This window comes from Micromonospora sp. C41 (assembly GCF_018070485.1).
Lineage (GTDB): Bacteria > Actinomycetota > Actinomycetes > Mycobacteriales > Micromonosporaceae > Micromonospora > Micromonospora chalcea.
In genome coordinates, this window is record NZ_JAGPXP010000002.1 from 279,828 (window position 1) to 302,262 (window position 22,435).

Genomic DNA, 22,435 nt, shown 5'->3' on the forward strand with positions numbered 1-22,435 from the left:
TCAGGCGGCGCAGCGGCGGTCGCCGGGGTCGGTCGTGTCGGCCAGGTCCGCGTACCGGCCCCGGTGGTAGAGCAGCGGCGACCCGACGTCGGCGTGCCGCAGCAGCTCCGGCTCGGCCAGCACGACGGCGTGGTCCCCGACGACGACCCGGTCCACCACCCGGCACAGCAGCCAGGCCAGTGTGTCGTCGGGGACCGGCGCCCCTTCCGGGCCGGGCCGCCAGCGGGTCGGCTCGGCGAACCTGTCGATCCCGCTGGCGGCGAACCTCCGGGCCACCTCGTGCCGGCCGTGCCCGAGCAGGTGCACCGCGACGTGCCGGGCCCGGGACACCACCGGCCGGCTCGACGAGCCCAGGTCCAGCCGGTCAGACCGTGAAGCCGTGGAACAGCACCGACGCCAGTCCGAGCGCGAGCACCAGGTTGAACACGGTGGCCGCGCCGAACACGGTGACCGGCCGCCAGCCGGCCTCGCGCAGCGACGACACGCGGACCTCCAGGCCGATGCTGACGAAGGCCAGGATGAGGAACCAGACCCGCAGGTCGGTGACGATCGCCATGGTGGCCTTGCCGTCCGCCCCGGCGACGTCGAGGTACCAGGTGGCGATCACCGAGGCGGCGACGAACCCGAGGACGAACTTCGGGAACCGCCGCCACAGCTCGCCGAGCCCCGGCCGCGGGGTGTCCGGACGGCGCTCCACGCGCAGCGCGAAGTACGCGGTGAGGGCCACCGCGACCACGCCCATCAGCGCGTTCTGGGTGACCTTGACGATGCTGGCGATCTGGAGCGCGTCCTCACCGGCGAGCGCGCCCGCCGCGGTGACGGCGGCGGTGGTGTCGATGTTGCCGCCGATCCAGGCGCCGGCGACCGCGTCGGAGAGGCCGAGCACGTCGGCCAGCCACGGCAGCAGGAAGATCGACGGCAACGCGAACGCGATGACCAGGCTGGCCGTGTACGCGAGCTGTTCCCGGCGTGCCCGGACCGCGCCGGCGGCGGCGATCGCGGCGCTGACGCCGCAGATCGACACGGCCGAGGCGAGCAGCGCCCGCAGTTTGTCGTCCAGGCCGAAGCGCCCGGCCAGCCACCAGGTGAACAGGAACACGCCGCTGATCAGCAGCAGCGCCTGGGCGATGGCGGGACCGGCGGCGCTCGCGATGACTGCCAGGTTGATCGAGGCGCCGAGCAGCACCAGGCCGGTCTTGATGAAGAACTCGGTCCGGAACGCGGCGGAGATTCGGTCGCGCAGGCCGGTCACGGTGACCACCAGGTTGCCGAGCAGGCCGAGCAGGATCGCATAGACCGGGTACTCGATCGCGGCGGCCACCTCCTCGACCGCGCTGCCCTCGGCCCAGACCGGCACGTTCTGTTCCAGGTAGCGGGTGAGCGCGGCCAGCCCGAGCACCACCAGCAGACCCACGGCGGTCCAGGCCCAGAACGCGCCGGAGCGCAGGTCGGCCGGGGGCGGCGCGTCCGCGGGCGTACCGTCCGGTCGGTCCACTGAGGTCGCGGCGGCTGGGGTGTCCGCGGTGGAGGCCGCGGACGGCCCGGCGGCGGTGCTGCGAACGGCGGGCTCCGGTGCGGCGGCCATCACGGCACCAGCCCGGCGGGGATGACGCCGACCAGCACCAGGAGCAGCAGCGCGAGGCCGAGGACAGTGGCGGCCCAGTCCTCGCTGAAGGCGAGCCGGGACGTGCCTGCGGTGGGCGGTTCGGGTGGCGTGGGCGCGTTGCTCATGGAGGGCTCCTACGGGTACGCGCGGGCGAGGGAGGGCAGCCGAGGGCTCATCGACCCCACGGAGAGTTTCCTACTTAACCAGTAGGATTACAAGGTCTTCCCGCGCCCCGGCTCACCCGCGGCACGTTCGGCGACCACCACCGAGATGCCGTCGAGCACCCGCTGCAGACCGAACTCGAAGGCGTGGTCCGGCCCGTACGCCGCGCCGTGCGCCATGCCCGCGGCCGTGCCGACCCGCGCGGCGAGCGGGAAACTGCCGACGGTCATGAACTTCTCCAGCCAGGGCCCGTGCGTCTGCCACCACTGGTCGTCGGTCATCCCGGTCTCACGTTCCAGCTCGGCCACGTCCAGCGCGACCCGCGCCGCGCTCTTGGCGTGCCCCAGCACGAGCGTGAGCACCGCGTCCATCTCCACGTCGTCGAGCCCGATGTCCGCGACGGCGCGCAGCTCGTAGTCGTACTTCGCGAGCACGTTCGGGCCGAGCACCGGCCGGGTCGTCTCGGCGCGCAGCAGCCACGGGTGGGACCGGTAGAGCGCCAGATTGTCCCGCGCGATCCGTTCCAGCCGGCCCCGCCAGCCACCCGGCACGTCGGCCGGGCGCGGGAGGTCACCGAGAACGGCGTCCACCATGACGTCGAGCAGTTCCGCCTTTCCCGGCACGTACGTGTAGACGGACATGGTGCCCACGCCGAGCGCCTCGCTGACCCGGCGCATGGTGAGCGCGTCGATGCCCTCGGCGTCGGCGATCTCGATCGCGGCGCGCACGATCCGGTCGACGCTGAGACCGGGACCGGCGCCACGGCTGGCCGGCTCCCGGGTGCGCCACAGAAGGGCCAGGCTGCGGGCGGGATCGGCCTTGCGCCGGCGCTCCTTCGACATGGTGCCGTCATCCTACCGGCCACGCCGGTCGCGGCCCGTCGGCGGGACGCCGGGCAAAAGCCACGAGAATTGTTCGGGCAAAAAGAATGGCGGGTTCTCCCGCCACTACCAACATATAGCGCACCCCCGGTCTTGCGGCAAGCCCCGGGTGGTGGCGCAGAATTGCCGGCCGTAACCCATTGCCGAGGCATTCGAAAAGCCGCGAAGAGCGGAGGCTCGGCCGTGCCCGTGATCGGAGACGAGTTGAATCTGCCTGCCACCAGCGTTTTCGATCTTCCCGAGCGTCTGTCGGCCAAGGCCGACCCGGATCTGATCGCCGCCGACGAGCGGCACTTCGCCGTCATCGCCGACAGCCTGCGCCGCTCGATCGCCGAGTTGACCGACCGGCTCGACGCGACGCGCCGGTCCGCCGGCGGCCGGGGCCGGCAGGCCGTCGACCGGGACCAGGAGGTCCGGCGGCTGAGCGCGCGCCTGCGTACGCTGCGCCGTTACGGCCTGGACCTGTGCCTGGGCCGGATGGTCGGCGCGGACGGCGGCGAACCGGTGTACGTGGGCCGGCTCGGCCTGACCGACGGCGCGGGCGGCCGACTGCTGCTGGACTGGCGCTCCCCCGCCGCCGAGCCGTTCTTCGGCGCCACCCACGCCGACCCGATGGGCCTGGTCAGCCGCCGCCGGTACCGGTGGAGCCGAGGGCGGATCACCGACTACTGGGACGAGGTGTTCACCGCCGACGCTCTGGCCGGGCACGCCGCGCTGGACGACCAGTCGGCGTTCATCGCCAGCCTGGGCGCGACCCGGTCGGCGCGGATGCGTGACGTGCTCGGCACCATCCAGGCCGACCAGGACGCGATCATCCGGGCCGGTTCCCGGGGCGCGCTGGTGGTCGACGGCGGTCCCGGCACCGGCAAGACGGTGGTGGCGCTGCACCGCACCGCGTACCTGCTGCACGCCGACCCGCGCCTCGGCGAGCGCCGCGGCGGGGTCCTCGTCGTCGGGCCGCACCAGCCGTACCTGAACTACGTCTCCGACGTGCTGCCCAGCCTGGGCGAGGAGGACGTGCAGATCTGCACCCTGGCCGACCTGGTGCCGGAGGGCGCGGCGGCGGCGCCGGAGACCGACCCGGAGGTGGCCCGGTTGAAGGCATCGGCGGACGTCGTGCGGGCTGTCGACGCCGCGGTCCGGTTCTACGAGGAGCCGCCCGCGACCGGGATGACAGTCGGTGTCGGGGACGCCGAGCTGCGGCTGACCGCCGACGACTGGGCGACGGCGTTCGAGGCGGCCGGCCCGGGCGTCGGGCACAACGAGGCCCGCGACGACGTGTGGGAGGAACTGGTCACGATCCTGGTGGAGAAGTACCGCGGGGACGAGCCGGAGGAGGCGGTCCGCCGGGCACTGGAGCGCGACCGGGAACTGGTGACCGCGTTCGGCCGGGCGTGGCCGCTGCTCGACCCGCTCGACGTGGTGGCCGACCTGTGGTCGGTGCCGGCCTACCTGCGCCGGTGCGCGCCCTGGCTGAGCGTCGAGGAGATCCGTACGCTGCGGCGGGCCGACGCTCGGGCCTGGACGGCCGCGGACCTGCCGTGGCTGGACGCGGCCCGGCGGCGGGTCGGCGACCCGGAGGCGTCGCTGCGGCGGCGCCGCGACGAAGCGGTGCTGGCGGCGCAGCGCGCCGAGATGGACACGGTGGTCGACGCGCTGATCGCGTCGCACGCCTACGACGACGGCGAAGGTCTGATGACCATGCTGTACGGCGAGGACATGCGCACCAGCCTGGTCGACTCCAGCGCGTTGAGCGTGGCCGATCCGGACCTGCTGGCCGGGCCGTTCGCGCACGTGGTGGTGGACGAGGCGCAGGAGCTGACCGACGCGCAGTGGCAGATGCTGCTGGCGCGCTGCCCGTCGCGCAGCTTCACAGTGGTCGGCGACCGGGCGCAGGCGCGGCACGGGTTCACCGAGTCGTGGCCGCAGCGGCTGGCGCGGGCCGGGTTCGACCGGGTCGAGGTGGCGACGCTGACCGTCAACTACCGCACCCCGGCGCAGGTGATGGCGGCGGCCGAGCCCGTGATCCGGGCCGTGCTCCCGGACGCCAACGTGCCCACGTCCATCCGCGACGGCGCCCCCGTGCGGTACGGCGACCGCGCCGAGCTGCGCGCGGTGGTGGACGGCTGGCTCGCCGCCCATCCCGAGGGCGTCGCGTGCGTCATCGGCGATCCCGGGTTCCCGGCGACCGACCGGGTCCGGTCGCTGACGCCGGAGCTGGCGAAGGGGCTGGAGTTCGACCTGGTGGTGCTGGTCGACCCGGAGTCGTTCGGCGACGGGATCTCCGGCGCGGTGGACCGGTACGTCGCGATGACCCGGGCCACCGGCGAGCTGGTCGTGCTCACTGGGCCGTGACCCGTGCCCCGGGGGCGGCGCGTGGCGCCCCCGGGGCCGGCTCAGCGGCTGAGCGCCCGGTAGCGGCGCAGCGACAGCGGCAGGAACACGGCGATCAGCGCCAGCGGCCAGAGCACCGCCAGCAGCGGGTGATACGCGGCCACCCACGAGTCGCCGCCCCAGCCGGGGTTGCCGAACAGCTCCCGGGTGGCGCCGACGGTGGCGGACAGCGGGTTCCACTCGGCGACCGCGCCCAGCCAGGCGGGCATGGTGGACGGCGCCACGAACGCGCTGGACAGGAAACCGAGCGGGAACTCCAGCGTCTGCACGGCCGTGACCGCGCTCTGTCCCTGCACGGTCAGGCCGAGGAAGACGCCCACCCAGACCAGCGCGAACCGCAGCAGCAGGATCAGCCCGAACGCGGTGAGCGTGTCGCCGAGGTCGCCGCGTGCCCGCCACCCGACGGCCAGGCCGACGAGCAGCATGACGGCGAGCGTCACCACGGCGAACATCAGGTCGGCGACAGCGCGGCCGAGCAGCGGCGCCAGCCGCGACACCGGCATGGACCGCAGCCGGTCGGTGACACCGCGCTCCAGGTCCGCCGCGACCGCCATGGTGGTCATGCTGATGCCGAAGACCATGGTCATGGCGAACATCCCGGGCATCAGGAACTCGCGGTAGCTGCCGCCACCTGGCACCTGGAGCGCGCCGCCGAACAGGTACGCGAACATCAGCACCATCAGGATGTCGAAGCCCAGCGAGCCGATCAGCGGGCCGGGCTCGCGCCGCCAGTGCGCCAGCGCGCGCCCGGTCAACGTCAGGCCGTCACCGGCCAGCGACGCACGGCGGGCGGGGTTCACCGTCGCGGTCACGCGGTCACCTCCACGCCGGTGCGGGCGGCGGAGGACGTGGCGGTGAGCTGGAGGAACACCTCGTCCAGTGTGGGCCGCCGCAGCGCCACGTCGGCCACGCCCACGCCGTCGGCGTCGAGTGCGCGCAGCACCTCGGTCAGCGCACCGGCCCGCTCGCCGACCTGGGCGCTGACCGCCCGCCGGTCCGGGTCGACAGCCGGTTCGGAGCGGGCCACCGCGCGCAGCCGGCGCGCGGCGGTGGCGAGGTCGGCGGCGTCGCGGACGACCAGTTCGATCCGGTCGCCGCCGAGCCGGGACTTGAGCGCGTCGGGGGTGCCCTCGGCGATCACCCGGCCGGCGTCGAGCACGCAGACGCGGTCGGCGAGCTGGTCGGCCTCGTCCAGGTACTGCGTGGTCAGCAGCACCGTGGTGCCGCCGCGCACCAGGTCCCGTACCGCCTCCCACACCTCGTTGCGCCCGCGCGGGTCCAGCGCCGTGGTCGGCTCGTCGAGGAACAGCACCGACGGCGCGAGGATCATGCCGGCGGCCAGGTCGAGGCGGCGGCGCATGCCACCGGAGTACGTGCGTACCGGCCGATCGGCGGCGTCGGCGAGCCCGAACCGGTCGAGCAGTTCGATCGCCCGCCGCCGCGCCCCGGCCCGGCCCAGGTGGAACAGGCGGCCGAAGATGACCAGGTTCTCCCGGCCGCTCAGCGCCTCGTCCACCGCCGGATGCTGGCCGACCAGGCCGATGCGGTGGCGTACCCGGTCGGCCTGCCCGGCCACGTCGTAGCCGGCGACCTCGGCCCGCCCGGCGTCGAGGCGCAGCAGCGTGGCCAGGATGCGTACGGCTGTGGTCTTGCCCGCGCCGTTCGGGCCGAGCAGCCCGCACACGGTGCCCGGTGGCACGCGCAGGTCGAATCCGTCCAGCGCAACGTTGCCCCCGTACCGCTTGCGCAGGCCCTCCGCGAGGATCGCGTGTTCCACGTCTGTCCCCCTCCGTTGACGACGGCCACTACCGTACAACGTACGGTAATCCGTCCGCCAACGGATTCAGTCGACCACGCGGTGCTCCCACGCCCAGACCGCGATCTCGGTACGGTTGCGCAGGCCGAGCTTGGTCTGCACGGCCGAGACGTGGCTCTTTACGGTGCTCAGCGAGATGAACAGCTCCGCGCCGATCTCCAGGTTCGTACGGCCCCGGGCGATCTCGCGTACCACCTCGATCTCCCGCTCGGACAGCGCTGGGCGGCGCTCGTCGCGGGGCGGGGCGGGCGGGGCCAGGTGCCGCAGCAGCCGAACCGTCACCGACGGGGACACGAGCGCGTCGCCCTGGTGCGCCGCCCGCACCGCCTCCACCAGCAGCGCCGGACCGGCGTCCTTGAGCAGGAACCCGGCCGCTCCCCCGCGCAGCGCGCCGTAGACGTACTCGTCCAGGTCGAACGTGGTGACCACGACGACCCGCAGCGGATCGGCCACCTCGGGCCCGGCGAGCGCCCGGGTCACCTGGAGGCCGTCGAGCCGCGGCATCCGGATGTCCACCAGGCAGACGTCCGGGCGCAGCCGGCGGGCCTGGGCGACCGCGTCGACGCCGTCAGACGCCTCGGCGACCACTGTGATGTCGGGCTGGTCCTCCAGGATGAGCCGCAACCCGCCGCGGACCATCGCCTGGTCGTCGGCGAGCAGCACCCGGATCGCCATCACGGCCTCCCGCACGGCACGGAGGCCCGCACCGACCATCCGCCGTCGGGGCGGGGACCGGCGCGCAGCGTCCCGCCGAGGGCCTCGACGCGCTCACGCAGGCCGACCAGGCCGTATCCGCCCCGGTGTTCGGCGGGCCCGCCGGGCGCGTCGTCGGTCACCTCGACCACCACCGCGTCCGGCTCCCGCGCCACGTCCACAGTGACCTGCCCGGCGTGCGGGGCGTGACGGGCCACGTTCGTCAGGGCCTCCCGGACGATCCGGTGCACGGTGCTGGTGACCTCCGGCGGCCAGGCCGTCTCCCCCGGTAGGCGCAGCCGCACCGGCGGGCCCTGCCGGCGGAACCGCTCGACCAGCTCCTCGATCTGCTCGGTACCGGCCGAGGCCGGCGGCGCGTCATCGGTGTCGCGCAGCACCCCCACCACGCGGCGCATGGCCCGCAGCGCCTCGCCGCCGGCCTCCTCGATCCCGGCCAGCGACTCCGTGACGCGCGCCGGATCCCGCCGTCCGACCAGGTGGGCGGCCTGCGCCTGCACCACGATGCCGGTGACGTGGTGGGCCACCACGTCGTGCAGCTCCCGGGCCAGCTCCAGTCGCTCGTCGCGGCGTACCCGCTCGGCGGTGGCGCGGGCCCGCTCGTCGAGCAGCCGCAGGCTCAGCCCGGTGGCGACCCCGCCGAGCCAGCACAGGCAGCTGAGCGCCACCACCCCGGACCCGCCCGCGCCCGGTCGGGCCACCGCCCACGCCCCGGCCGCCACCACGAGACCACCGGCGGCGATCAGGCCGGCGGGCAGCGGCGGCAACGCGCGTACCGCCGATCCGACCAGGACCGCCGACGCCAGCGCCAGCGTGGGCCCCGGCTCGGTGGGCAGGTCGAACAGCCGGGCGGCGGCAACGGCCGACGCCGCGACGACGAGCCCGGCAGTGGCCGTGACGACGCGCTGCCTGTCGCGTACCAGAGCCAGCACGCCGACCACGACGGCGGCCGCGCCGCCCACGAGCCAGTACCGCAGGCCCCAGCTCGCGGCGATCGCGACCGCCTGGACGCCGATCGCGGCGAGCAGCACCACGGCGAGTCCCGCCGTCGCCGCCACCCGGGTGATCCGTTCACCAGCCATGCCCAGCACGCTAGGAGATCGCGGGCCGCCGCGAACCGGCCGAAAGTAGGGTCGGCCGCGCGCCGGACCGTGCTCCGGACCGATGCCCGCCGGTCCCGCCGTGCCCAGGATGAGCCGCATGCATCCACCACTCGCCCTGCACGCCGAGCGGCTGACCAAACGGTACGGCCGCCGCACCGCGCTTGCCGACTGCGACCTGAGCGTGCCGCGCGGCCACGTGGTCGGCCTGGTCGGCCCCAACGGCGCCGGCAAGTCCACACTGCTGCAACTCGCCTGCGGGCTGATCGCGCCCACCTCCGGCACGTTGACGGTGCTCGGCGCACTACCGGCCGCCGACGCCGCGCACCTGGCCCGGGTCGGATTCGTCGCCCAGGACACACCGGTCTACGCCTCCCTCACCGTCGCCGAGCACCTGCGGATGGGCGCGTGGCTCAACCCGTCCTGGGACGCGGCGCTGGCCCGGCGGCGGATCGACGAGGTCGGCCTCGATCCGGCGCAGAAGGCGGGCCGGCTCTCCGGCGGCCAGCGGGCGCAACTGGCGTTGGCGCTGGCCGCCGCGAAGCGCCCCGACCTGCTCATTCTCGACGAGCCGGCCGCCGCGCTGGACCCGCTGGCCCGCCGCGAGTTCATGCACGGCCTGGCCGGCTTCGTGCGGGAACTCGGCGCCGGCGCGGTGCTCTCCTCGCACCTGCTCGGCGACGTGGCGCAGGTCTGCGACCACCTGGTCGTGCTCTGCGCCGCCCGGGTCCAGGTGGCCGGGCCGGTCACGGACCTGCTCGCCACCCACCACCGGACCGCCGCCGCGCCCGTCGGGGCCGAGGTGGTCTGGGCCGAGCCCGGCCGCGTCGTGGTCCGGGGCCCGGCGGTACGCGACGACGCGCCGGTCACGCTGGAGGAGCTGGTGCTGGCGTACCTGTCCCGGGCCGCCGCCCACCCGGTGGTGACCGGATGATCCGGATGACGCTGCGGCAGTTCCGCCTCCCGGCGCTCGCCGGCGCGGTCCTGCTGGTGCTGGCCGGGGCCTACCTGCTGCGCCTCGGCGCGGACATCCGGGCCGTGCCCGACCCGGCCCGGCTGCCCGACCGGTACGCGCAGACCATGCTGTTCCTCGCCGGTGGGTTCGCGCTGCTGCCCGCACTGATCGGCGCGTTCTGGGGCGCGCCGCTGGTCGCACGGGAACTGGAGCAGGGCACGCACCGGCTGGTGTGGAACCAGAGCGTGCCGCGCCGCCGCTGGCTGGCGGTCAAGCTCGCCGTGCTGTCGGCCGCCGCCGCGCTCGTCGCCGGGCTGCTCGGCGCGCTGCTGACCTGGGCGGCCTCGCCCGTCGACCGGGTCGCGGGCGACCGGTTCAGCACCGTGCTGTTCGGCGCGCGCGGCGTCGCACCGGTCGGGTACGCCGTGTTCGGCCTCGTCCTCGGCGTCGTCGCCGGGCTGCTGCTGCGCCGCACCCTCCCAGCCATGGCAGTGGTGTTCCTGGCCGTGGTGCTGGCGCAGCTCGCGGTGCCGAACCTGCTGCGCCCGCACTACTTGCCGCCGGAGCGGGTCACCGTGCCGATGACCGCCGACACTGTCAACCGGGCCCGCAACCTCGGCAGCATCACCGGCTCGCCGGTCGTCGGCGGACTGGACGTGCCGGGCGCCTGGGTCACCGACATCAGCCCGCTGCGTACCGCCGACGGACGGCAGCTCTCCGACTCCGTGTTCGGCACCTGTTTCCGCGACCCGCCGCGTACCGGCGCCACCGGCACGTTCGGCGACACCGCGGCCTGTCTCGGCAAGCTCGACCTGCACGTGGACCTGGCCTACCAGCCGAACCACCGGTTCTGGACGTTCCAGTGGATCGAGCTGGCGCTGCACCTCGGCGCGGCCGGTCTGCTGGCGGCGCTCGGCCTGTGGCACGTCCGGAGACGGGCCGGCTGAGCGGACGGGGGCGGACGGTCCGGGCGCGTGGCGCGCGCCCGGACCGCCGTACCTAGCGCTTGAGCAGCGCGCGCAGCGCCTCGGCGATCTCGCCCGGCGCCTCCTCGGCCATGAAATGCCCGGCCGTGGTGGTGCGATGCTCCAGGTCCGGCGCCCAGGCCCGCCACACCGCCGCCGCGTCGTAACCGAGCGCGGCGCCCCAGTCCTGCTGGATGACGGTGACCGGCATGGTCAGCCGCCGCCCGGCGTCCCGGTCCGCCCGGTCGTGCGTCACGTCGATCCCGGCCGAGGCCCGGTAGTCGGCCACGATCGAGTCGACCGCCTCGCGGGAGGCCCGCAGGTACTCGGCGCGCACCTGCGCCGGCATGGCCGCCGGGTCACCGGCCCAGGCGTCCAGGAAGTGCCCGAAGAACGCGTCCGCGCTGCCCGCGATCATCTGCTCGGGCAGGCCGGGCGGCTGCGCCATCAGGTAGAGGTGGAACGCCACCGAGGCGGACGCGCCGTGCAGCACGTCCCACATGTCGAGTGTCGGCAGCACGTCAAGCGACGCCAGGTGGGTGACCGCGTCCGGGTGGTCCAGGCCGGCCCGGACCGCCACCAGGGCGCCCCGGTCGTGCCCGGCGAGCGCGAACCGCTCGTGTCCGAGCGCGCGGGCCGCCGCCACCACGTCGGCGGCCATGGTCCGCTTGCTGTACGTGTCCTCGCTGGCAGCGGCCGGCTTGTCGCTGGCGCCGTAGCCGCGCAGGTCCGGGCAGATCACCGTGTGCTCGCCGGCCAGGTCGGCGGCGACGTGCCGCCACATCAGGTGGGTCTGCGGGAAGCCGTGCAGCAGCACGACCGGGCTGCCGGAGCCGCCGACCGCCACGTTCAGCGTCACGCCCTCGGCGACCGGAACGCGCTGGTAGTCGAATCCCGCGATGGTGGTGCTCATCTCGATCCTTCTTTCGTCTCGTCGTACCCGACCAGCGTGGCGGCGCCCGATGAGCAACCGATGAGCGCGATACGGTGGCCCGGGTCGAGGAGGGGTCGGTGCCTGTCGGTTTCGGTGTGCTCGGTCCGGTCACGGCCTGGGACGACGCGGGTGAGCCGGTCGACCTGAAGGGGCCCCGGCACCGGGCCGTGCTGGCCCGGCTGGTCGCCGCCCGGGGCCGGGTGGTGCCGGTCGGGCAGATCGTCAACGACCTGTGGGACGACCCGCCGGCCGGCGCGGTGGGCGCGGTCCGCACATTCGTCGCGGCGCTGCGCCGCCGCCTCGAGCCGCGCCGTCCGCCACGCGAGCCGGCCCGGCTGCTGGTCACCGAGGGACCGGGGTACGCGCTGCGCGCCGACCCGGGCGCCGTCGACGCCTGGCGGTTCGAGGACACCGTGACCGCGGCGGCCGACGCGCTGCCCCGGGCCGCGCTCGACCGGCTCGACGCGGCGCTGGGCTGGTGGCGCGGACCCGCGTACGCCGACTTCGACCAGCCGTGGGCTCACGCCGAACGGTCCCGGCTCGACCAGATCCGGCTCACCGCCGTGGAGCGGCGGGCCGAGGCGCTGCTGGCGCTGGACCGGGCCGCCGACGCCGTACCCGATCTCGACGCGCACGTCGCCGCGTACCCGTGGCGGGAGGACGGGTGGGCGCTGCTGGCGTCGGCGCTCTACCGGGCCGGACGGCAGGCCGACGCGCTCGCCGTGCTGCGCCGCGCCCGGGAGCTGCTGCGCGACCAGCTCGGGCTGGACCCCGGACCCCGGCTGCGGCGGCTGGAGACCGACCTGCTGCGCCAGACCGAACCCGAACCGACCGGCGCGGCGCGCGTCTGGGCCGAGACCGCCGCGGCGTACGAGCGCAGTGTGGTGCCCGGCGCGCGGGCCCGGCTGGAGTCCACTGTCGGGCTGCTGCGCAGCCTCGCGGTGACCGGGCCGGGCGGACTGGAGGCCGCCCGGGACCACCGCGAAGCGGCTATCAGCGCCGCCGAGCAACTGGGCGACCCGGAGTTCACGGCGCGGGTCATCGGCGGGTACGACGTACCCGCGATCTGGACCCGCTCGGACGACCCGGCGCAGGCGGCCCGGGTCGTCGCGGCGGCACAGCGGGCGCTCGCCGGGCTGGGCCCGGACGCGCCGGAGGCGACCCGCGCCCGGCTGCTGGCCACCGTCGCGATCGAGTCCCGAGGTACGGCGTCACCCGGCCCGGCGCAGTCCGCGCGGGAAGCGGAGGCGATCGCCCGGCGGGTGGCCGACCCGGCGCTGCTGGCCCAGGCGCTCAACGGCGTCTACATGCAGACGTTCCAGCGGGCCGGGCTCGCCCCGCAGCGGGACGCGGTCGGCGTCGAACTGGTCGCGCTCGCCGCCCGGCACGGCCTGGCCACAGTGGAGATCCTCGGGCACCTGATCCGCGTGCAGGCGCGCAGCGCGCTCGCCGACTTCACCACCGCCGACGCGCACGCCGACGCGGCGGACCGGCTCGCCGCCCGGCACGAGAGCCCCCTCGTCGGTGTGTTCACCGGTGGCTACCGGGCCATGCGGACCGCCGCCACCGGCGCCGCGTACCCGGATGCGGAGGCGGCGTACCGGTCGTGGGCGACCGGGCTGGCCGGCTGCGGGATGCCCGGCGTGGAACGCGGGCTGCTGCCGCTGGCGCTGCTGTGCCTGCGGGTGTGGCACGACCGGCCCGCCGACTTCCCGGCCGACACCGACTGGGGCCCGTACGCGCCCTGGACGCGCCCGCTGCTGCTGCTCGCCGCCGACCGGCGCGACGAGGCAGCCAGGGCGTTGCGCCGCACCCCGGCGCCGCCGCGTGAACTGCTGCAGGAGGCGCTGTGGTGCCTCACCGGCCGCGCCGCTGTGGCGCTCGGGGACCGGGACGCGACGCTCCGGGCGCGCGACGCGCTCGTCCCGGCGGCGGGCGAGGTGGCCGGGGCGGGCAGCGGTCTGCTCACCGTCGGGCCGGTGGCCGCACACCTGGACCGCCTCGACGCCGCCCTCGAAGGGAGCGGCGACCGGGGCTAGGGTGCGGCGATGGACGAGCTGAGGCACCTGTTGCGGCGCGCCGCCGACCATGCGGCTGACTACCGGCTGTCGCTGCCGGACCGGCCGGTCGGCGTACCCGTGGACCAGGCCGCGCTGACCGAGGCGTTCGCCGGTCCGTTGCCGGACGCGCCCACCCCGCCCGGGCAGGTCCTCGCCGACCTGGTGGCCGCGGCCGAACCCGGCCTGGTCGCCACCGCCGGCCCCCGCTACTTCGGCTTCGTCGTCGGCGGCGCCTCGCCCGCCGCCACCGCCGCCGACATGCTGGCCGCCGGCTGGGACCAGATCGCGTTCAACGCGGTCACCTCCCCCGCCGCCGTGGCCGCCGAGACGGCCGCCGGCGGCTGGCTGAAGGACCTGCTGGGCATCCCGGCGACCGCGTCCGTCGGCTTCGTCACCGGCGCGCAGGCGGCGAACACCGCCGGCCTCGCCGCCGCCCGCCACCAGGTGCTCGCCGACACCGGCTGGGACGTGGAGCGGCGCGGCCTGTCCGGCGCACCTGCGGTACGCGTGTTCGCCGGGGCCGAACGGCACGCCACCATCGACAGGTCGCTGCGCCTGCTCGGCCTCGGCACCGACGCGCTGCACGCGGTGCCGACCGGCCCGCAGGGCGCAGTCGACCCGGACGCCCTGGAAGCCGCGCTGCGCGACGCCGGTCCCGGCCCGACCATCGTCTGCCTCCAAGCGGGCAACGTGAACACCGGCGCGTGCGACGACCTGCGCCGGGCCTGCGACCTGGTCCACCGGTACGGCGGCTGGGCGCACGTGGACGGCGCCTTCGGGCTGTGGGCGGCTGCCAGCCCGTCGACCCGGCACCTGGTCGACGGACTGGAGAACGCCGACTCGTGGGCCTGCGACGGCCACAAGTGGCTGAACCTGCCGTACGACAGCGCGTTCGTGTTCTGCGCCCGGCCCGACGCGCACGCGGCGGCCATGTCGCTCGCGGCCGCGTACCTCGTGGGTTCCGGTGGTGTGCCCGCGGGCGCGGACCTGACCGCGGAGTCCTCCCGCCGCGCCCGGGGTTTCGCGGTCTGGGCGGGCCTGCGGGAGCTGGGCCGCGACGGCGTCGGCGCGCTGGTCGAGCGGTGCTGCGCGCTGGCGCGCCGGTTCGCCGACGGGCTCGCCGGAGCCGGGTTCGAGGTGGTGAACGACGTGGTGCTCAACCAGGTGCTCGTCGGGTTCGGCGACGACGCGCGCACCGACCGGGTGGTGGCCGCCGCGCAGGTCGACGGGACGTGCTGGGTGGGCGGGACGACGTGGCGGGGGCGGCGGCTGATGCGGATCTCGGTGTCGAACGCGACCACGACGGAGGCGGACGTGGACCGGTCGGTGGCGGCCCTCATCCGGGTGGCCCACCGGGACGGCGGCGACATGGTTCACTGAGGACGGTTACCGGCCGCGGCGGCAGTTGCCTGGCCGAACCGCTTCACATGCCTCAGCGGGGCACACACGCAGCGCGATCGGTTGGTAGCGTGACGCTCATACTGTCCTCTGAGGAGGGTCGACATGTGGGCGGACGAGGCCGCGCTGGATGCGGCGGCACGCCGGCTCGACGAATGGGAGTCGTCCCTGGCCGACCGGGCGGCACGGGCCCGCGACCTGTCCGCCCGCGCCCAGACGCTGACCGGCATCGCGCGCAGCGCCGACGGTCTGGTCGAGGTCACCGTCGACTCGTCCGGGCTGCTCGCCGACCTGCGGCTGGACGAACGCGTCCGGCAGCACTCCGCCGCACACACCGCCCGGCAGATCCTTGCGGTCACCCGGGACGCCCGCGCCGACCTGCTGCGACGGCTCACCGAGGCCACCACCGCGGCACTCGGCGCGGACGACCCGGCCGGGCAGGCGATCGTCGAGTCCCACCAGCGGCGGCTCGGCCCCGACCCGGGCACGCCGGATGCCGCCCGGTGACGGCCTCCAGGTCGACCCGGACGACCTGACCGCACACGCCGCACACCTCGGCCGCCGCGCCGACAGCATCGACACCGCCCGGCAGGCCGGCCAGCACGTCAGGCTGGGCGCCGACGCGTACGGGCAGCTCTGCGCGATCATGCCGGTCCTGCTCGACGGTCTCCAGCGGACGCTCACCGACGGCATCGGCATCGCCGCCACGTCGGTCCGGGACACCGCCGGGAAGCTGCGGTCGAGCGCCGAGCGCTACCGCGCCTCCGACGCGCACGCCGCCGACCTGCTCGACCGGATACGGCAGCGGCGGTGACCACGAACCCACTGGTCGCCGCCGCGGCGGACTCCGGTCCGAGTCCCTGGGCCGGCGTGTGGATCTGCGAGGACATCGAACTCATCGCCCAGGGCGTCCGCACCGGCAGCTGGATCGACGGCAGCCTCGGCGTGGTCAGCGCCGGCCTCGACGCGCTCGCGCTCGTGTCCGACCCGGCCGGAGCGCTCCTCCAGTACGGCATCGCCTGGCTCATCGAACACGTCAAGCCGCTCAGCGAAGCCCTCGACTGGCTCGCCGGCGACCCCGCCGAGATCACCGCGCACGCGCAGACCTGGCGTAACGTCGCCGCGTCCCTGCGCGAGGACGCCGCCGATCTGGCCCACGCCGTACGCACCGAGGTCGCCGGCTGGACCGGCGCCGCCGCCACCGGCTACCGCCGCTGGGCGGGCGAACAGCAGCAGGCCATCACCGGGCTCGCGCAGGGCGCCGAGGCGATGGCCGCGATCACCGAAGGCGCCGCCGGCCTGGTCGCTGCAGTGCGGCTGCTGGTCCGCGACGCGATCGCCGCCTGCGTGTCCCGCCTGATCGTGTACGCGGCCGAACTGGTCGCCACGGCGGGGCTGGCGACGCCGCTGGTGGTGGAGCAGGTGACGACGACAGTGGCGTCGTGGGCGGCGCGGATCGGGCGGTTGCTGCGGGGGTTGCTGGCGAGTCTGCGGCGGCTGATGCCGGAGATGCGGCGGCTGGGTGAGCTGATCGGCAAGCTGAAGGAGGCGCTGAGCCGCCTCTCGTCCGCCGGACCGGAGAAGACCCCTGGCAGCGGTGGCCCCGGGCGCCATAACGGTCACCCGACGAGGCCCCCGGAGTTCGACCCGGGCAAGCAGCATGGTCCCCTCGGCGCCGACTTCCGGCCCGAGGTGAATGACCCTCGCGGCTTGTTCGACGACAAGGAAAGAGCGGTCGGTGACCGCCTCGCCGAGGAAGGGGACATGGTCCATCCACGGGAACGTGACGACAGCCTGTACAAGCTCAAGAATCCGGACTCGATGGTGCGGTCTGGTCCAGACGATCCCGGCGTGGTGACCGAATTCAAGACCCTCGACCGCTCCAGCAGCGAAGCCGTACGCCGTAACATCATGGCCGCCGGTAAGCAGGTCGACCAGACCGGCGGCGGCAACGCGGTCATCGACGGACGCCCGGTAAACCTGAGCGAGGAGGAGGCCCGGCGGGGTTTCGCGCGAGCGCTGGGTCAGCACAGACAGCACGGCAGCGCCATGCCCGGCCAGGTCCGCATCATCCTCGGCGACAACCGAATAATCACGCTTCCCGACTAGTCTGGTGTCGCACATGTCGACTTTGGAACACATTTTTCTCCACGCTGCGGAGGAGCCGAAAGCGGTGGCCGACAGGATTGCCTCGGCGATCGGGTTGCGAGCTTCGATCGGTCCTGAGGGAGGCATTTATTTGAGCCGTCCCGCGCAGTGCGGCCCAGGCGGGGAGGTCGGCGGCGAGGTAGCCCGCAACTATCTCGCCTATCCCTCCGACGTTCCGGACGAGCAGTCGCTCCTGGACGCCTATGAGATCCTCTGGGATTTCGGGTACACGGGCAGAGACCGGGATGTCCAACTGCGTGAAGCCCGCCGCGTCTTCGAGCAGCTCTCCGCGGCGCGGCTGTGGCCGGCTGTGCTGGTGGCGGGTCTCGACACGCTGATCGCCGCCTGGGATCCGGATCTCGGGTCCACCTGGTTTCCCTCGGGGACGTCACCGGACGCGGTCGATCGGGACGCCTGGCAGGAGTATCTCGCCCGTCTCCGCCACTGATCGTGGACCCGTACGAGCTGGTAGAACTCAGGGATGCCGTGCCTGAGGAGAATCTCCCCGCCGGAGCGGTCGGTGCCATCGTGCACGTGTTCCACCGCCCCGACCTCGCCTATGAGGTGGAGTTCGCCGATCAGGACGGCCGGCCCCTCAGTGCTCTGGCCCTGACGCCGGACAAGATCCAGAAGGTCGACACCACGGGTGGCGACGGACAGTCGGCAGCACAGTAGTGGCCGGCCTCGTCGTTCTGCGGCCCGGGGTCGACTGGACAGCGACCGGAGGGTTATTCGACTGGACCGTGGAGTTCCTGATCGCTCGGCTCACTGACAGAGACGCCGCAGCGCATCTTCAAGAGATCGTCGACAACAACCTCGGTTCATTCCGGTTGGATGACCTGTCGCCGGAAGCCCAGCGCGAGGTCGTCGCCCATTTGCGCGAGGGTCTGGTCGTGGCGGGTGAACAGCATCTGCCGGAGACAGCCCAGAAATCTGTTGTGGTGGCACATCTCCGAGAACTCGTCGCCGCGACTCACAGCTTGCCCGCGGAGTAAGGATGGTCGGAAAGGGCGACATGGGAATGATGGTGGCCGCCCGTCGGATCGAGGCTCCGGCGGACGAGGTGCGGTATGCGTTTGGTTTTGAGGACAGGTTCGATCGCATCCTCGTCATCGACCCGCAGACGTTGCAGGCACGAGTCGAGGACGACGACTTCAACGCCGCTGCCAGCGCCATCACCGCCAAGATCGTCAATGCCTGGCGCGACCGGGGCGACTTCCCGGAACGCATGCTCGTCGCGAGCTAGCTGAGAAACCAACCACTCAGACCGGAGGAACCCCCTAGTGGCTTCATTCGACGAGTGGCTGGACGTCTACGAGGTCGTCTACCGCGCCCTGCCCGCCGAGTCCGACCACCAGTGCCCGAACTGCGGTCACCGAACCCTCCGGATGGTGTTCACCGGGCCCCCAGGGGCCGGCTACGGCTACGCCTCCTTCTGGTGTGACACCTGCCTGGAGGGCATCCACGTCTCCCGGGCTCCGGTTCCCGCCGGAGTGACGGCCCTGTCCACTGCCGCGCCGATCGAGGACCGCACCAGGGGCATCCCCAACTACCGCCTCGTGACATAGCTGAATCCCGTCGGGAATCGGCTACGAGCCGAGGATCCCGTACTGCAACCTGACGATGACCCGCTCGGTCACCACATCCACCCCGCCGAGAGCGTCGCGTACGTCGGCGGCGAACTCCGCGCGTTGATGCAAAGTAGGCAGCCGTTCCGCGGACATGGCGGAGAAGACACCGCCGACCATGTCGTCGACAGTGAGCGGGGCGTCGTACCGCACCGACGTCTCCTCGTACCGATATCCGGCCCCCACGAGCGCCTCCCGGTTGCGGCGACGCCCATCCTCGTCGGTCTGACATCTTCCGGTGACCGGGTGGCCGACCATCCGCTCCAGGCATCCCCGCAGCGCGATCGACCACTCGGTGTCCTGCATCCACAGGGGTTCGCCGTTAGTGACGACGGCGATTCCACCGCCGGAGCGCAACAACGGCCGCGCCGCCTCGAAGAGGGCGTCGCGGTCCATGAAGTGGATGGCGACGGCGACGGTCAGCGCACCGACACTTCCCTCGCCGAGCAGCCGGGACAACGCGGGCACGTCGCCGTCACCGCCGAGCACCCACGTGGCGTTGGTCGTGCCCTGGTCGAGGGCGGTACGCCGGGCTATCGCCAGCATGTCCGGCTCCGGGTCCACGCCGATGACCGCGCCCACCCGGTCGGCGAGCGGGAGGCTCAACTGACCGGTACCGCAGCCGAGGTCGACCACCGTGTCGTCGGCGCCGAGCTGGAAGGCTGCCGCCACGGCGTCGAGCACTGGGGGCGGATAGCCGCGCCGATGCCGCGCGTAGTAGGTCGCCACCTCACCGCCGAAGCCCGTCGCCATGCCGGCAGCCTGCCCGCCGCGCCAGCCCCGAGGCCAGCCGTTCTGCTGAGGGCACGCCCCCGAAGTGCTTGTCCCCCGTGCGAGCTACCCGCAAGTGTCCACCGCACGGTGACGATTCCGAGCCTGCGAATCCATAGCGTTCCAGGTGAACCGCGGCGCTCCGGCCGCGGACCTCTCGAAGGAATCGTCATGCGTGTGGTGAAGCAGTTCCTGGCCGTCGTCGCGGTCAGTGTCGTCGGCAGCCTGGCGCTCGTCGCGGCACAGGACAACGCCGGGCTCAGCCTGATCCTCGGCGTCGCGACCACCGCGGCCGCGATCGTGGTGTACGGGTGGGTGGTGCGCCGCACCGAACGCCGCGAGGTCACCGAACTGGCCCGGAACGGCGCGGCCGCCCGGCTCAACCGCGGGGTGCTGATCGGGTTCGCCATGTTCGCGGCGGTCATCGGCAACATCGCCCTCATGGGCGGCTACCACGTACACGGCATCGGCTCGGTGTCCGGCGCGGTGGGCATGGTCGGGTTCATGGCCGCCGCGGCGGTGACCGAGGAACTGATGTTCCGCGGCCTGCTGTTCCGCCTGGCCGAGGAACGGCTCGGCACGTGGCTCTCGCTGCTGCTGACCGGCGTACTGTTCGGCCTGATGCACCTGCTGAACCCGGACGCCAGCCTCTGGGGTGCCACCGCCATCGCGATCGAGGCCGGGTTCATGCTCGCGGCCTGCTACGCCGCGACCCGCAACCTGTGGGTGCCGATCGGCCTGCACTTCGGCTGGAACTTCGCGGCCGGCGGCATCTTCGGCGTCGTCGTGTCCGGCAACGGCGAGTCGGCGGGGCTGCTCGATGCCACCACGTCGGGTTCGACACTGCTCAGCGGCGGCGACTTCGGACCGGAAGGCAGCCTCTACACGGTGGCCGCCGGGGCGGCGCTGACTGTGGTCTTCCTCTGGCTGGCGCACCGCCGCGGCCACATCGTGACTCGGCGCCACCGCACGGCCGAGGTCCCGGCGGAGAGCGTTACGGTCTCCTGATGATCACCCGACGGATGTTCCCCGACTCGTGGCGGCGCTGGCCCGTCACGGTCCGGGATCTCCCGCTCGCGCTGGTGATCGCGCTCGCAGCAGTGACCCCACCGCTGCGCGGCATCGGTACGCAGCTCGGCGACCTGCCCGCGCGGCCGTTCGACGCGCTGACCGTGGTGGTGATCGCGCTGGAGTGCCTTCCGCTGGCGCTGCGCCGCAGCCGCCCGGCGCTGTCCCTCGCCCTGGTGTCACTCGGCTTCGCGCTCGATCAGGTACGCGCCTACCACACCTTCGCGGGCACCGCGCTCGCCATCGCGCTGGTGAGCGCGGGCGCCCACCTGGACCGAGGCCGCCGCACCACGGTGCTCGCCGGCTCCCTCGCGTACATCGGTCTGGCGGTCGTGCTGGATCGACAGGGGTCGACCGAGGGCGTGGTCGGGTTCACCACGTTCTACCTGCTGCTGGCGCTCGCCTGGGGCACCGGGTCGTGGCTGCGGCAGGACCGCCTCGCCGAGGCCGAACGCCGCCGGCACGTCGCGGAAACCGCCCGCGCCTCCGAACGCGCCCGCATCGCCGGTGAACTCCACGACGTGGTCACCCACCATGTGACGGCGATGGTGGTGCAGGCCGAGGCGGCCCGCTACCTGACCGCCGCGCCCGACCGCCTCGACACCACCCTGACCGCCATCACCGACACCGGTCGCCGTGCCATCGGCGACCTGCGGCTGCTGCTCGACGTGCTCAACCCCGACCACGGTACGGAGCCACGCGCCCCGTCGGTCGGCGAGCTGCACGCCCTGGTGGAGCAGACCCGGCAGGCCGGGCAGCCGGTGGAGTTCACGCAGCAGGGCACCCCGGCGGAGGTGACCGGCGGCGCGGAGATGGCCGCGTACCGGGTGGTGCAGGAGGCGCTCACCAATGCCCTCAAACACGCGCACGGCCGCCCCACCGCTGTGCACGTACACCATGGAGACCGGGAGATCACGGTGGAGATCAGCACGGACGGCCCGGGCCCGCGCGCCGCGGGTCCGGGCGGAAGCGGACGCGGCCTGGCCGGGCTGCGCGAGCGCGTCTCGATGCTCGGCGGCGAGTTCGACGCGGGGCGACGGGCGGGCAACGGCTTCGTCGTCCGGGCGCGCATCCCCACCGGGAGCGCGTCGTGACCGGGCCGATCCGGGTGCTGGTCTGCGACGACCAGGCGCTGATCCGTACCGGATTCACCACCATCATCGACGCGCAGCCGGACATGGCCGCGGTGGGCGAGTGCGGCGACGGCCGCGCCGCGGTCGACCTCGCCGGCCGCCTGCGGCCCGACGTGGTGGTGATGGACGTACGCATGCCGGTGCTCGACGGCATCAAGGCCACCCGCCTGCTGGCCGGCGCGGGCATCGCCCAGCCGGTCAAGGTGCTGGTGGTGACGACGTTCAACCTCGACGAGTACGTCTACGAGGCGCTGCGCGCCGGCGCGAGCGGATTCCTGCTCAAGGACGCCCCACCGGCGCAACTGCTGCACGGCATCCGCACCGTCGCCTCCGGCGCCGCGCTGCTGGCGCCGGAGGTGACGCGGCAGCTCGTCGGCCGGTACGCGGCGCGGATCCGCCCGGCCGAGGGCGCGCCGGCGGACGTGGGGCTGACGCCGCGTGAGCTGGAGGTGCTGCGGCTGATCGCCGACGGGCTGTCGAACGGTGAGATTGCGGCGCGGCTGGTGATCAGTCAGGAGACGGTGAAGACGTACGTGTCGCGGATCCTGACGAAGCTGGATCTGCGGGACCGGGTGCAGGCGGTGGTGTACGCGTACCGCACCGGCCTGGTCACCTGAGCAGCGCGTCAGACGCCATTCGGCACGCCTGCTCTCCACCAAGTCAAGGCAGCTCATCCGGCCGGGTTGCCGCTGGCGTACCTGCAGC

25 protein-coding genes and 1 pseudogene are annotated in these 22,435 nt (G+C 73.8%); 16 read left to right on the forward strand and 10 right to left on the reverse strand.

Annotated features, from left to right (window positions below; all coding sequences use genetic code 11):
* The 4 genes and pseudogenes from KBX43_RS03525 to KBX43_RS03540 all read right to left on the reverse strand — a co-directional run.
* Positions 1-393: pseudogene (locus tag KBX43_RS03525) on the reverse strand (flavin reductase family protein); the annotation flags it as partial.
* A complete protein-coding gene (locus KBX43_RS03530; protein ID WP_210883019.1) occupies positions 365-1,585 on the reverse strand; it encodes a YeiH family protein in 1,221 nt (406 codons plus the stop codon). The pseudogene KBX43_RS03525 and the gene KBX43_RS03530, both read right to left, overlap by 29 nt.
* Complete coding sequence (locus tag KBX43_RS03535) at positions 1,585-1,731, reverse strand: hypothetical protein (protein WP_176722891.1); 147 nt, start codon at positions 1,729-1,731, stop codon at positions 1,585-1,587. Before KBX43_RS03535 ends, KBX43_RS03530 begins: the two co-directional genes overlap by 1 nt.
* Positions 1,732-1,818: 87 nt before the next feature.
* On the reverse strand, positions 1,819-2,610 hold the full coding sequence (locus tag KBX43_RS03540) for a TetR/AcrR family transcriptional regulator (RefSeq protein WP_210883021.1): 792 nt from the start codon (positions 2,608-2,610) through the stop codon (positions 1,819-1,821).
* Positions 2,611-2,832: 222 nt separating this feature from the next.
* Here KBX43_RS03540 and helR point away from each other — a divergent pair, with 222 nt between their 5' ends.
* Positions 2,833-5,004 (forward strand): RNA polymerase recycling motor ATPase HelR, encoded by a 2,172-nt coding sequence (gene helR / locus KBX43_RS03545; RefSeq protein WP_210883029.1) that lies wholly within the window; start codon positions 2,833-2,835, stop codon positions 5,002-5,004.
* 41 nt (positions 5,005-5,045) lie between these two features.
* On the opposite strand, the gene KBX43_RS03550 is transcribed toward helR, so the two are convergent.
* The 4 genes from KBX43_RS03550 to KBX43_RS03565 form a co-directional block, all read right to left on the reverse strand.
* On the reverse strand, positions 5,046-5,855 hold the full coding sequence (locus KBX43_RS03550) for an ABC transporter permease (protein ID WP_210883030.1): 810 nt from the start codon (positions 5,853-5,855) through the stop codon (positions 5,046-5,048).
* The gene (locus KBX43_RS03555) at positions 5,852-6,820 is read right to left on the reverse strand and encodes an ATP-binding cassette domain-containing protein (protein WP_210883032.1); all 969 of its coding nucleotides are present in this window, start codon (positions 6,818-6,820) and stop codon (positions 5,852-5,854) included. The genes KBX43_RS03550 and KBX43_RS03555 overlap by 4 nt, the downstream gene beginning before the upstream one ends.
* A 66-nt stretch (positions 6,821-6,886) precedes the next feature.
* The gene (locus tag KBX43_RS03560; RefSeq protein ID WP_064446501.1) at positions 6,887-7,534 is read right to left on the reverse strand and encodes a response regulator transcription factor; all 648 of its coding nucleotides are present in this window, start codon (positions 7,532-7,534) and stop codon (positions 6,887-6,889) included.
* A complete protein-coding gene (locus KBX43_RS03565) occupies positions 7,534-8,652 on the reverse strand; it encodes a sensor histidine kinase (protein WP_210869183.1) in 1,119 nt (372 codons plus the stop codon). Before KBX43_RS03565 ends, KBX43_RS03560 begins: the two co-directional genes overlap by 1 nt.
* Before the next feature lie 118 nt (positions 8,653-8,770).
* Here KBX43_RS03565 and KBX43_RS03570 point away from each other — a divergent pair, with 118 nt between their 5' ends.
* Both KBX43_RS03570 and KBX43_RS03575 read left to right on the forward strand, forming a co-directional pair.
* Entirely contained in the window at positions 8,771-9,604 is an 834-nt protein-coding gene (locus KBX43_RS03570) for an ABC transporter ATP-binding protein (protein WP_210883034.1), read from the forward strand.
* A complete protein-coding gene (locus KBX43_RS03575) occupies positions 9,601-10,572 on the forward strand; it encodes an ABC transporter permease subunit (protein WP_210883036.1) in 972 nt (323 codons plus the stop codon). The genes KBX43_RS03570 and KBX43_RS03575 overlap by 4 nt, the downstream gene beginning before the upstream one ends.
* A gap of 52 nt (positions 10,573-10,624) precedes the next feature.
* On the opposite strand, the gene KBX43_RS03580 is transcribed toward KBX43_RS03575, so the two are convergent.
* Positions 10,625-11,503, reverse strand: a complete 879-nt coding sequence (locus tag KBX43_RS03580; RefSeq protein WP_210883038.1) for an alpha/beta fold hydrolase — start codon at positions 11,501-11,503, stop codon at positions 10,625-10,627.
* A gap of 98 nt (positions 11,504-11,601) precedes the next feature.
* On the opposite strand from KBX43_RS03580, the gene KBX43_RS03585 reads away from it, so the two are divergent.
* The 10 genes from KBX43_RS03585 (at position 11,602) to KBX43_RS03630 (ending at position 18,698) form a co-directional block, all read left to right on the forward strand.
* Positions 11,602-13,563, forward strand: coding sequence for a BTAD domain-containing putative transcriptional regulator (locus KBX43_RS03585; protein ID WP_210883045.1), 1,962 nt, complete (start codon positions 11,602-11,604; stop codon positions 13,561-13,563).
* A gap of 9 nt (positions 13,564-13,572) precedes the next feature.
* Positions 13,573-14,964 carry a pyridoxal-dependent decarboxylase gene (locus KBX43_RS03590; RefSeq protein ID WP_210883053.1) on the forward strand — a complete coding sequence of 464 codons (1,392 nt, stop codon included), beginning with the start codon at positions 13,573-13,575 and terminating at the stop codon, positions 14,962-14,964.
* Positions 14,965-15,087: 123 nt separating this feature from the next.
* On the forward strand, positions 15,088-15,489 hold the full coding sequence (locus KBX43_RS03595; protein WP_187692915.1) for a YbaB/EbfC family nucleoid-associated protein: 402 nt from the start codon (positions 15,088-15,090) through the stop codon (positions 15,487-15,489).
* A complete protein-coding gene (locus KBX43_RS03600; RefSeq protein ID WP_187692916.1) occupies positions 15,476-15,796 on the forward strand; it encodes a type VII secretion target in 321 nt (106 codons plus the stop codon). Before KBX43_RS03595 ends, KBX43_RS03600 begins: the two co-directional genes overlap by 14 nt.
* On the forward strand, positions 15,793-17,091 hold the full coding sequence (locus KBX43_RS31325; protein WP_307851461.1) for a hypothetical protein: 1,299 nt from the start codon (positions 15,793-15,795) through the stop codon (positions 17,089-17,091). The genes KBX43_RS03600 and KBX43_RS31325 overlap by 4 nt, the downstream gene beginning before the upstream one ends.
* Positions 17,092-17,104: 13 nt before the next feature.
* Positions 17,105-17,578 (forward strand): hypothetical protein, encoded by a 474-nt coding sequence (locus KBX43_RS03610; RefSeq protein WP_158560004.1) that lies wholly within the window; start codon positions 17,105-17,107, stop codon positions 17,576-17,578.
* Between the two features lie 2 nt (positions 17,579-17,580).
* Positions 17,581-17,805 carry a DUF4926 domain-containing protein gene (locus KBX43_RS03615; RefSeq protein ID WP_210883055.1) on the forward strand — a complete coding sequence of 75 codons (225 nt, stop codon included), beginning with the start codon at positions 17,581-17,583 and terminating at the stop codon, positions 17,803-17,805.
* A gap of 68 nt (positions 17,806-17,873) precedes the next feature.
* Positions 17,874-18,125, forward strand: a complete 252-nt coding sequence (locus tag KBX43_RS03620; protein WP_247677088.1) for a hypothetical protein — start codon at positions 17,874-17,876, stop codon at positions 18,123-18,125.
* Positions 18,126-18,127: 2 nt separating this feature from the next.
* A complete protein-coding gene (locus tag KBX43_RS03625) occupies positions 18,128-18,376 on the forward strand; it encodes a hypothetical protein (RefSeq protein ID WP_240638222.1) in 249 nt (82 codons plus the stop codon).
* A gap of 37 nt (positions 18,377-18,413) precedes the next feature.
* Positions 18,414-18,698: a hypothetical protein gene (locus tag KBX43_RS03630; protein ID WP_210883070.1), complete on the forward strand. Its 285-nt coding sequence runs from the start codon at positions 18,414-18,416 to the stop codon at positions 18,696-18,698.
* Positions 18,699-18,719: 21 nt separating this feature from the next.
* Here the strand turns inward: KBX43_RS03630 and KBX43_RS03635 are convergent, their stop codons facing one another.
* The gene (locus KBX43_RS03635; RefSeq protein ID WP_210883072.1) at positions 18,720-19,511 is read right to left on the reverse strand and encodes a class I SAM-dependent methyltransferase; all 792 of its coding nucleotides are present in this window, start codon (positions 19,509-19,511) and stop codon (positions 18,720-18,722) included.
* A gap of 189 nt (positions 19,512-19,700) precedes the next feature.
* Between KBX43_RS03635 and KBX43_RS03640 the strand changes: the two genes are divergently transcribed.
* From KBX43_RS03640 to KBX43_RS03650, 3 genes are read left to right on the forward strand one after another with little or no spacing between them, the layout of a single operon-like run.
* A complete protein-coding gene (locus KBX43_RS03640) occupies positions 19,701-20,537 on the forward strand; it encodes a CPBP family intramembrane glutamic endopeptidase (RefSeq protein WP_210883074.1) in 837 nt (278 codons plus the stop codon).
* A complete protein-coding gene (locus KBX43_RS03645; protein ID WP_210883076.1) occupies positions 20,537-21,691 on the forward strand; it encodes a sensor histidine kinase in 1,155 nt (384 codons plus the stop codon). Before KBX43_RS03640 ends, KBX43_RS03645 begins: the two co-directional genes overlap by 1 nt.
* Positions 21,688-22,347, forward strand: coding sequence for a response regulator transcription factor (locus KBX43_RS03650; RefSeq protein ID WP_210883078.1), 660 nt, complete (start codon positions 21,688-21,690; stop codon positions 22,345-22,347). The genes KBX43_RS03645 and KBX43_RS03650 overlap by 4 nt, the downstream gene beginning before the upstream one ends.
* The last annotated feature ends 88 nt before the right edge of the window (positions 22,348-22,435 follow it).

What these genes read in the sequence shown, in the direction of transcription:
- KBX43_RS03540 (WP_210883021.1), bottom strand. Translation starts at nt 2,610, where the DNA reads ATGTCGAAGGAGCGCCGGCGCAAGGCCGATCCCGCCCGCAGCCTGGCC.
- KBX43_RS03575 (WP_210883036.1), top strand. Translation starts at nt 9,601, where the DNA reads ATGATCCGGATGACGCTGCGGCAGTTCCGCCTCCCGGCGCTCGCCGGC.
- KBX43_RS03590 (WP_210883053.1), top strand. Translation starts at nt 13,573, where the DNA reads ATGGACGAGCTGAGGCACCTGTTGCGGCGCGCCGCCGACCATGCGGCT.
- KBX43_RS03610 (WP_158560004.1), top strand. Translation starts at nt 17,105, where the DNA reads ATGTCGACTTTGGAACACATTTTTCTCCACGCTGCGGAGGAGCCGAAA.
- KBX43_RS03645 (WP_210883076.1), top strand. Translation starts at nt 20,537, where the DNA reads ATGATCACCCGACGGATGTTCCCCGACTCGTGGCGGCGCTGGCCCGTC.
- KBX43_RS03635 (WP_210883072.1), bottom strand. Translation starts at nt 19,511, where the DNA reads ATGGCGACGGGCTTCGGCGGTGAGGTGGCGACCTACTACGCGCGGCAT.
- KBX43_RS03600 (WP_187692916.1), top strand. Translation starts at nt 15,476, where the DNA reads ATGCCGCCCGGTGACGGCCTCCAGGTCGACCCGGACGACCTGACCGCA.
- KBX43_RS03535 (WP_176722891.1), bottom strand. Translation starts at nt 1,731, where the DNA reads ATGAGCAACGCGCCCACGCCACCCGAACCGCCCACCGCAGGCACGTCC.
- KBX43_RS03580 (WP_210883038.1), bottom strand. Translation starts at nt 11,503, where the DNA reads ATGAGCACCACCATCGCGGGATTCGACTACCAGCGCGTTCCGGTCGCC.
- KBX43_RS03595 (WP_187692915.1), top strand. Translation starts at nt 15,088, where the DNA reads ATGTGGGCGGACGAGGCCGCGCTGGATGCGGCGGCACGCCGGCTCGAC.
- KBX43_RS03530 (WP_210883019.1), bottom strand. Translation starts at nt 1,585, where the DNA reads ATGGCCGCCGCACCGGAGCCCGCCGTTCGCAGCACCGCCGCCGGGCCG.
- KBX43_RS03640 (WP_210883074.1), top strand. Translation starts at nt 19,701, where the DNA reads ATGCGTGTGGTGAAGCAGTTCCTGGCCGTCGTCGCGGTCAGTGTCGTC.
- KBX43_RS03625 (WP_240638222.1), top strand. Translation starts at nt 18,128, where the DNA reads ATGGTCGGAAAGGGCGACATGGGAATGATGGTGGCCGCCCGTCGGATC.
- KBX43_RS03560 (WP_064446501.1), bottom strand. Translation starts at nt 7,534, where the DNA reads ATGGCGATCCGGGTGCTGCTCGCCGACGACCAGGCGATGGTCCGCGGC.
- KBX43_RS03565 (WP_210869183.1), bottom strand. Translation starts at nt 8,652, where the DNA reads ATGGCTGGTGAACGGATCACCCGGGTGGCGGCGACGGCGGGACTCGCC.
- KBX43_RS03570 (WP_210883034.1), top strand. Translation starts at nt 8,771, where the DNA reads ATGCATCCACCACTCGCCCTGCACGCCGAGCGGCTGACCAAACGGTAC.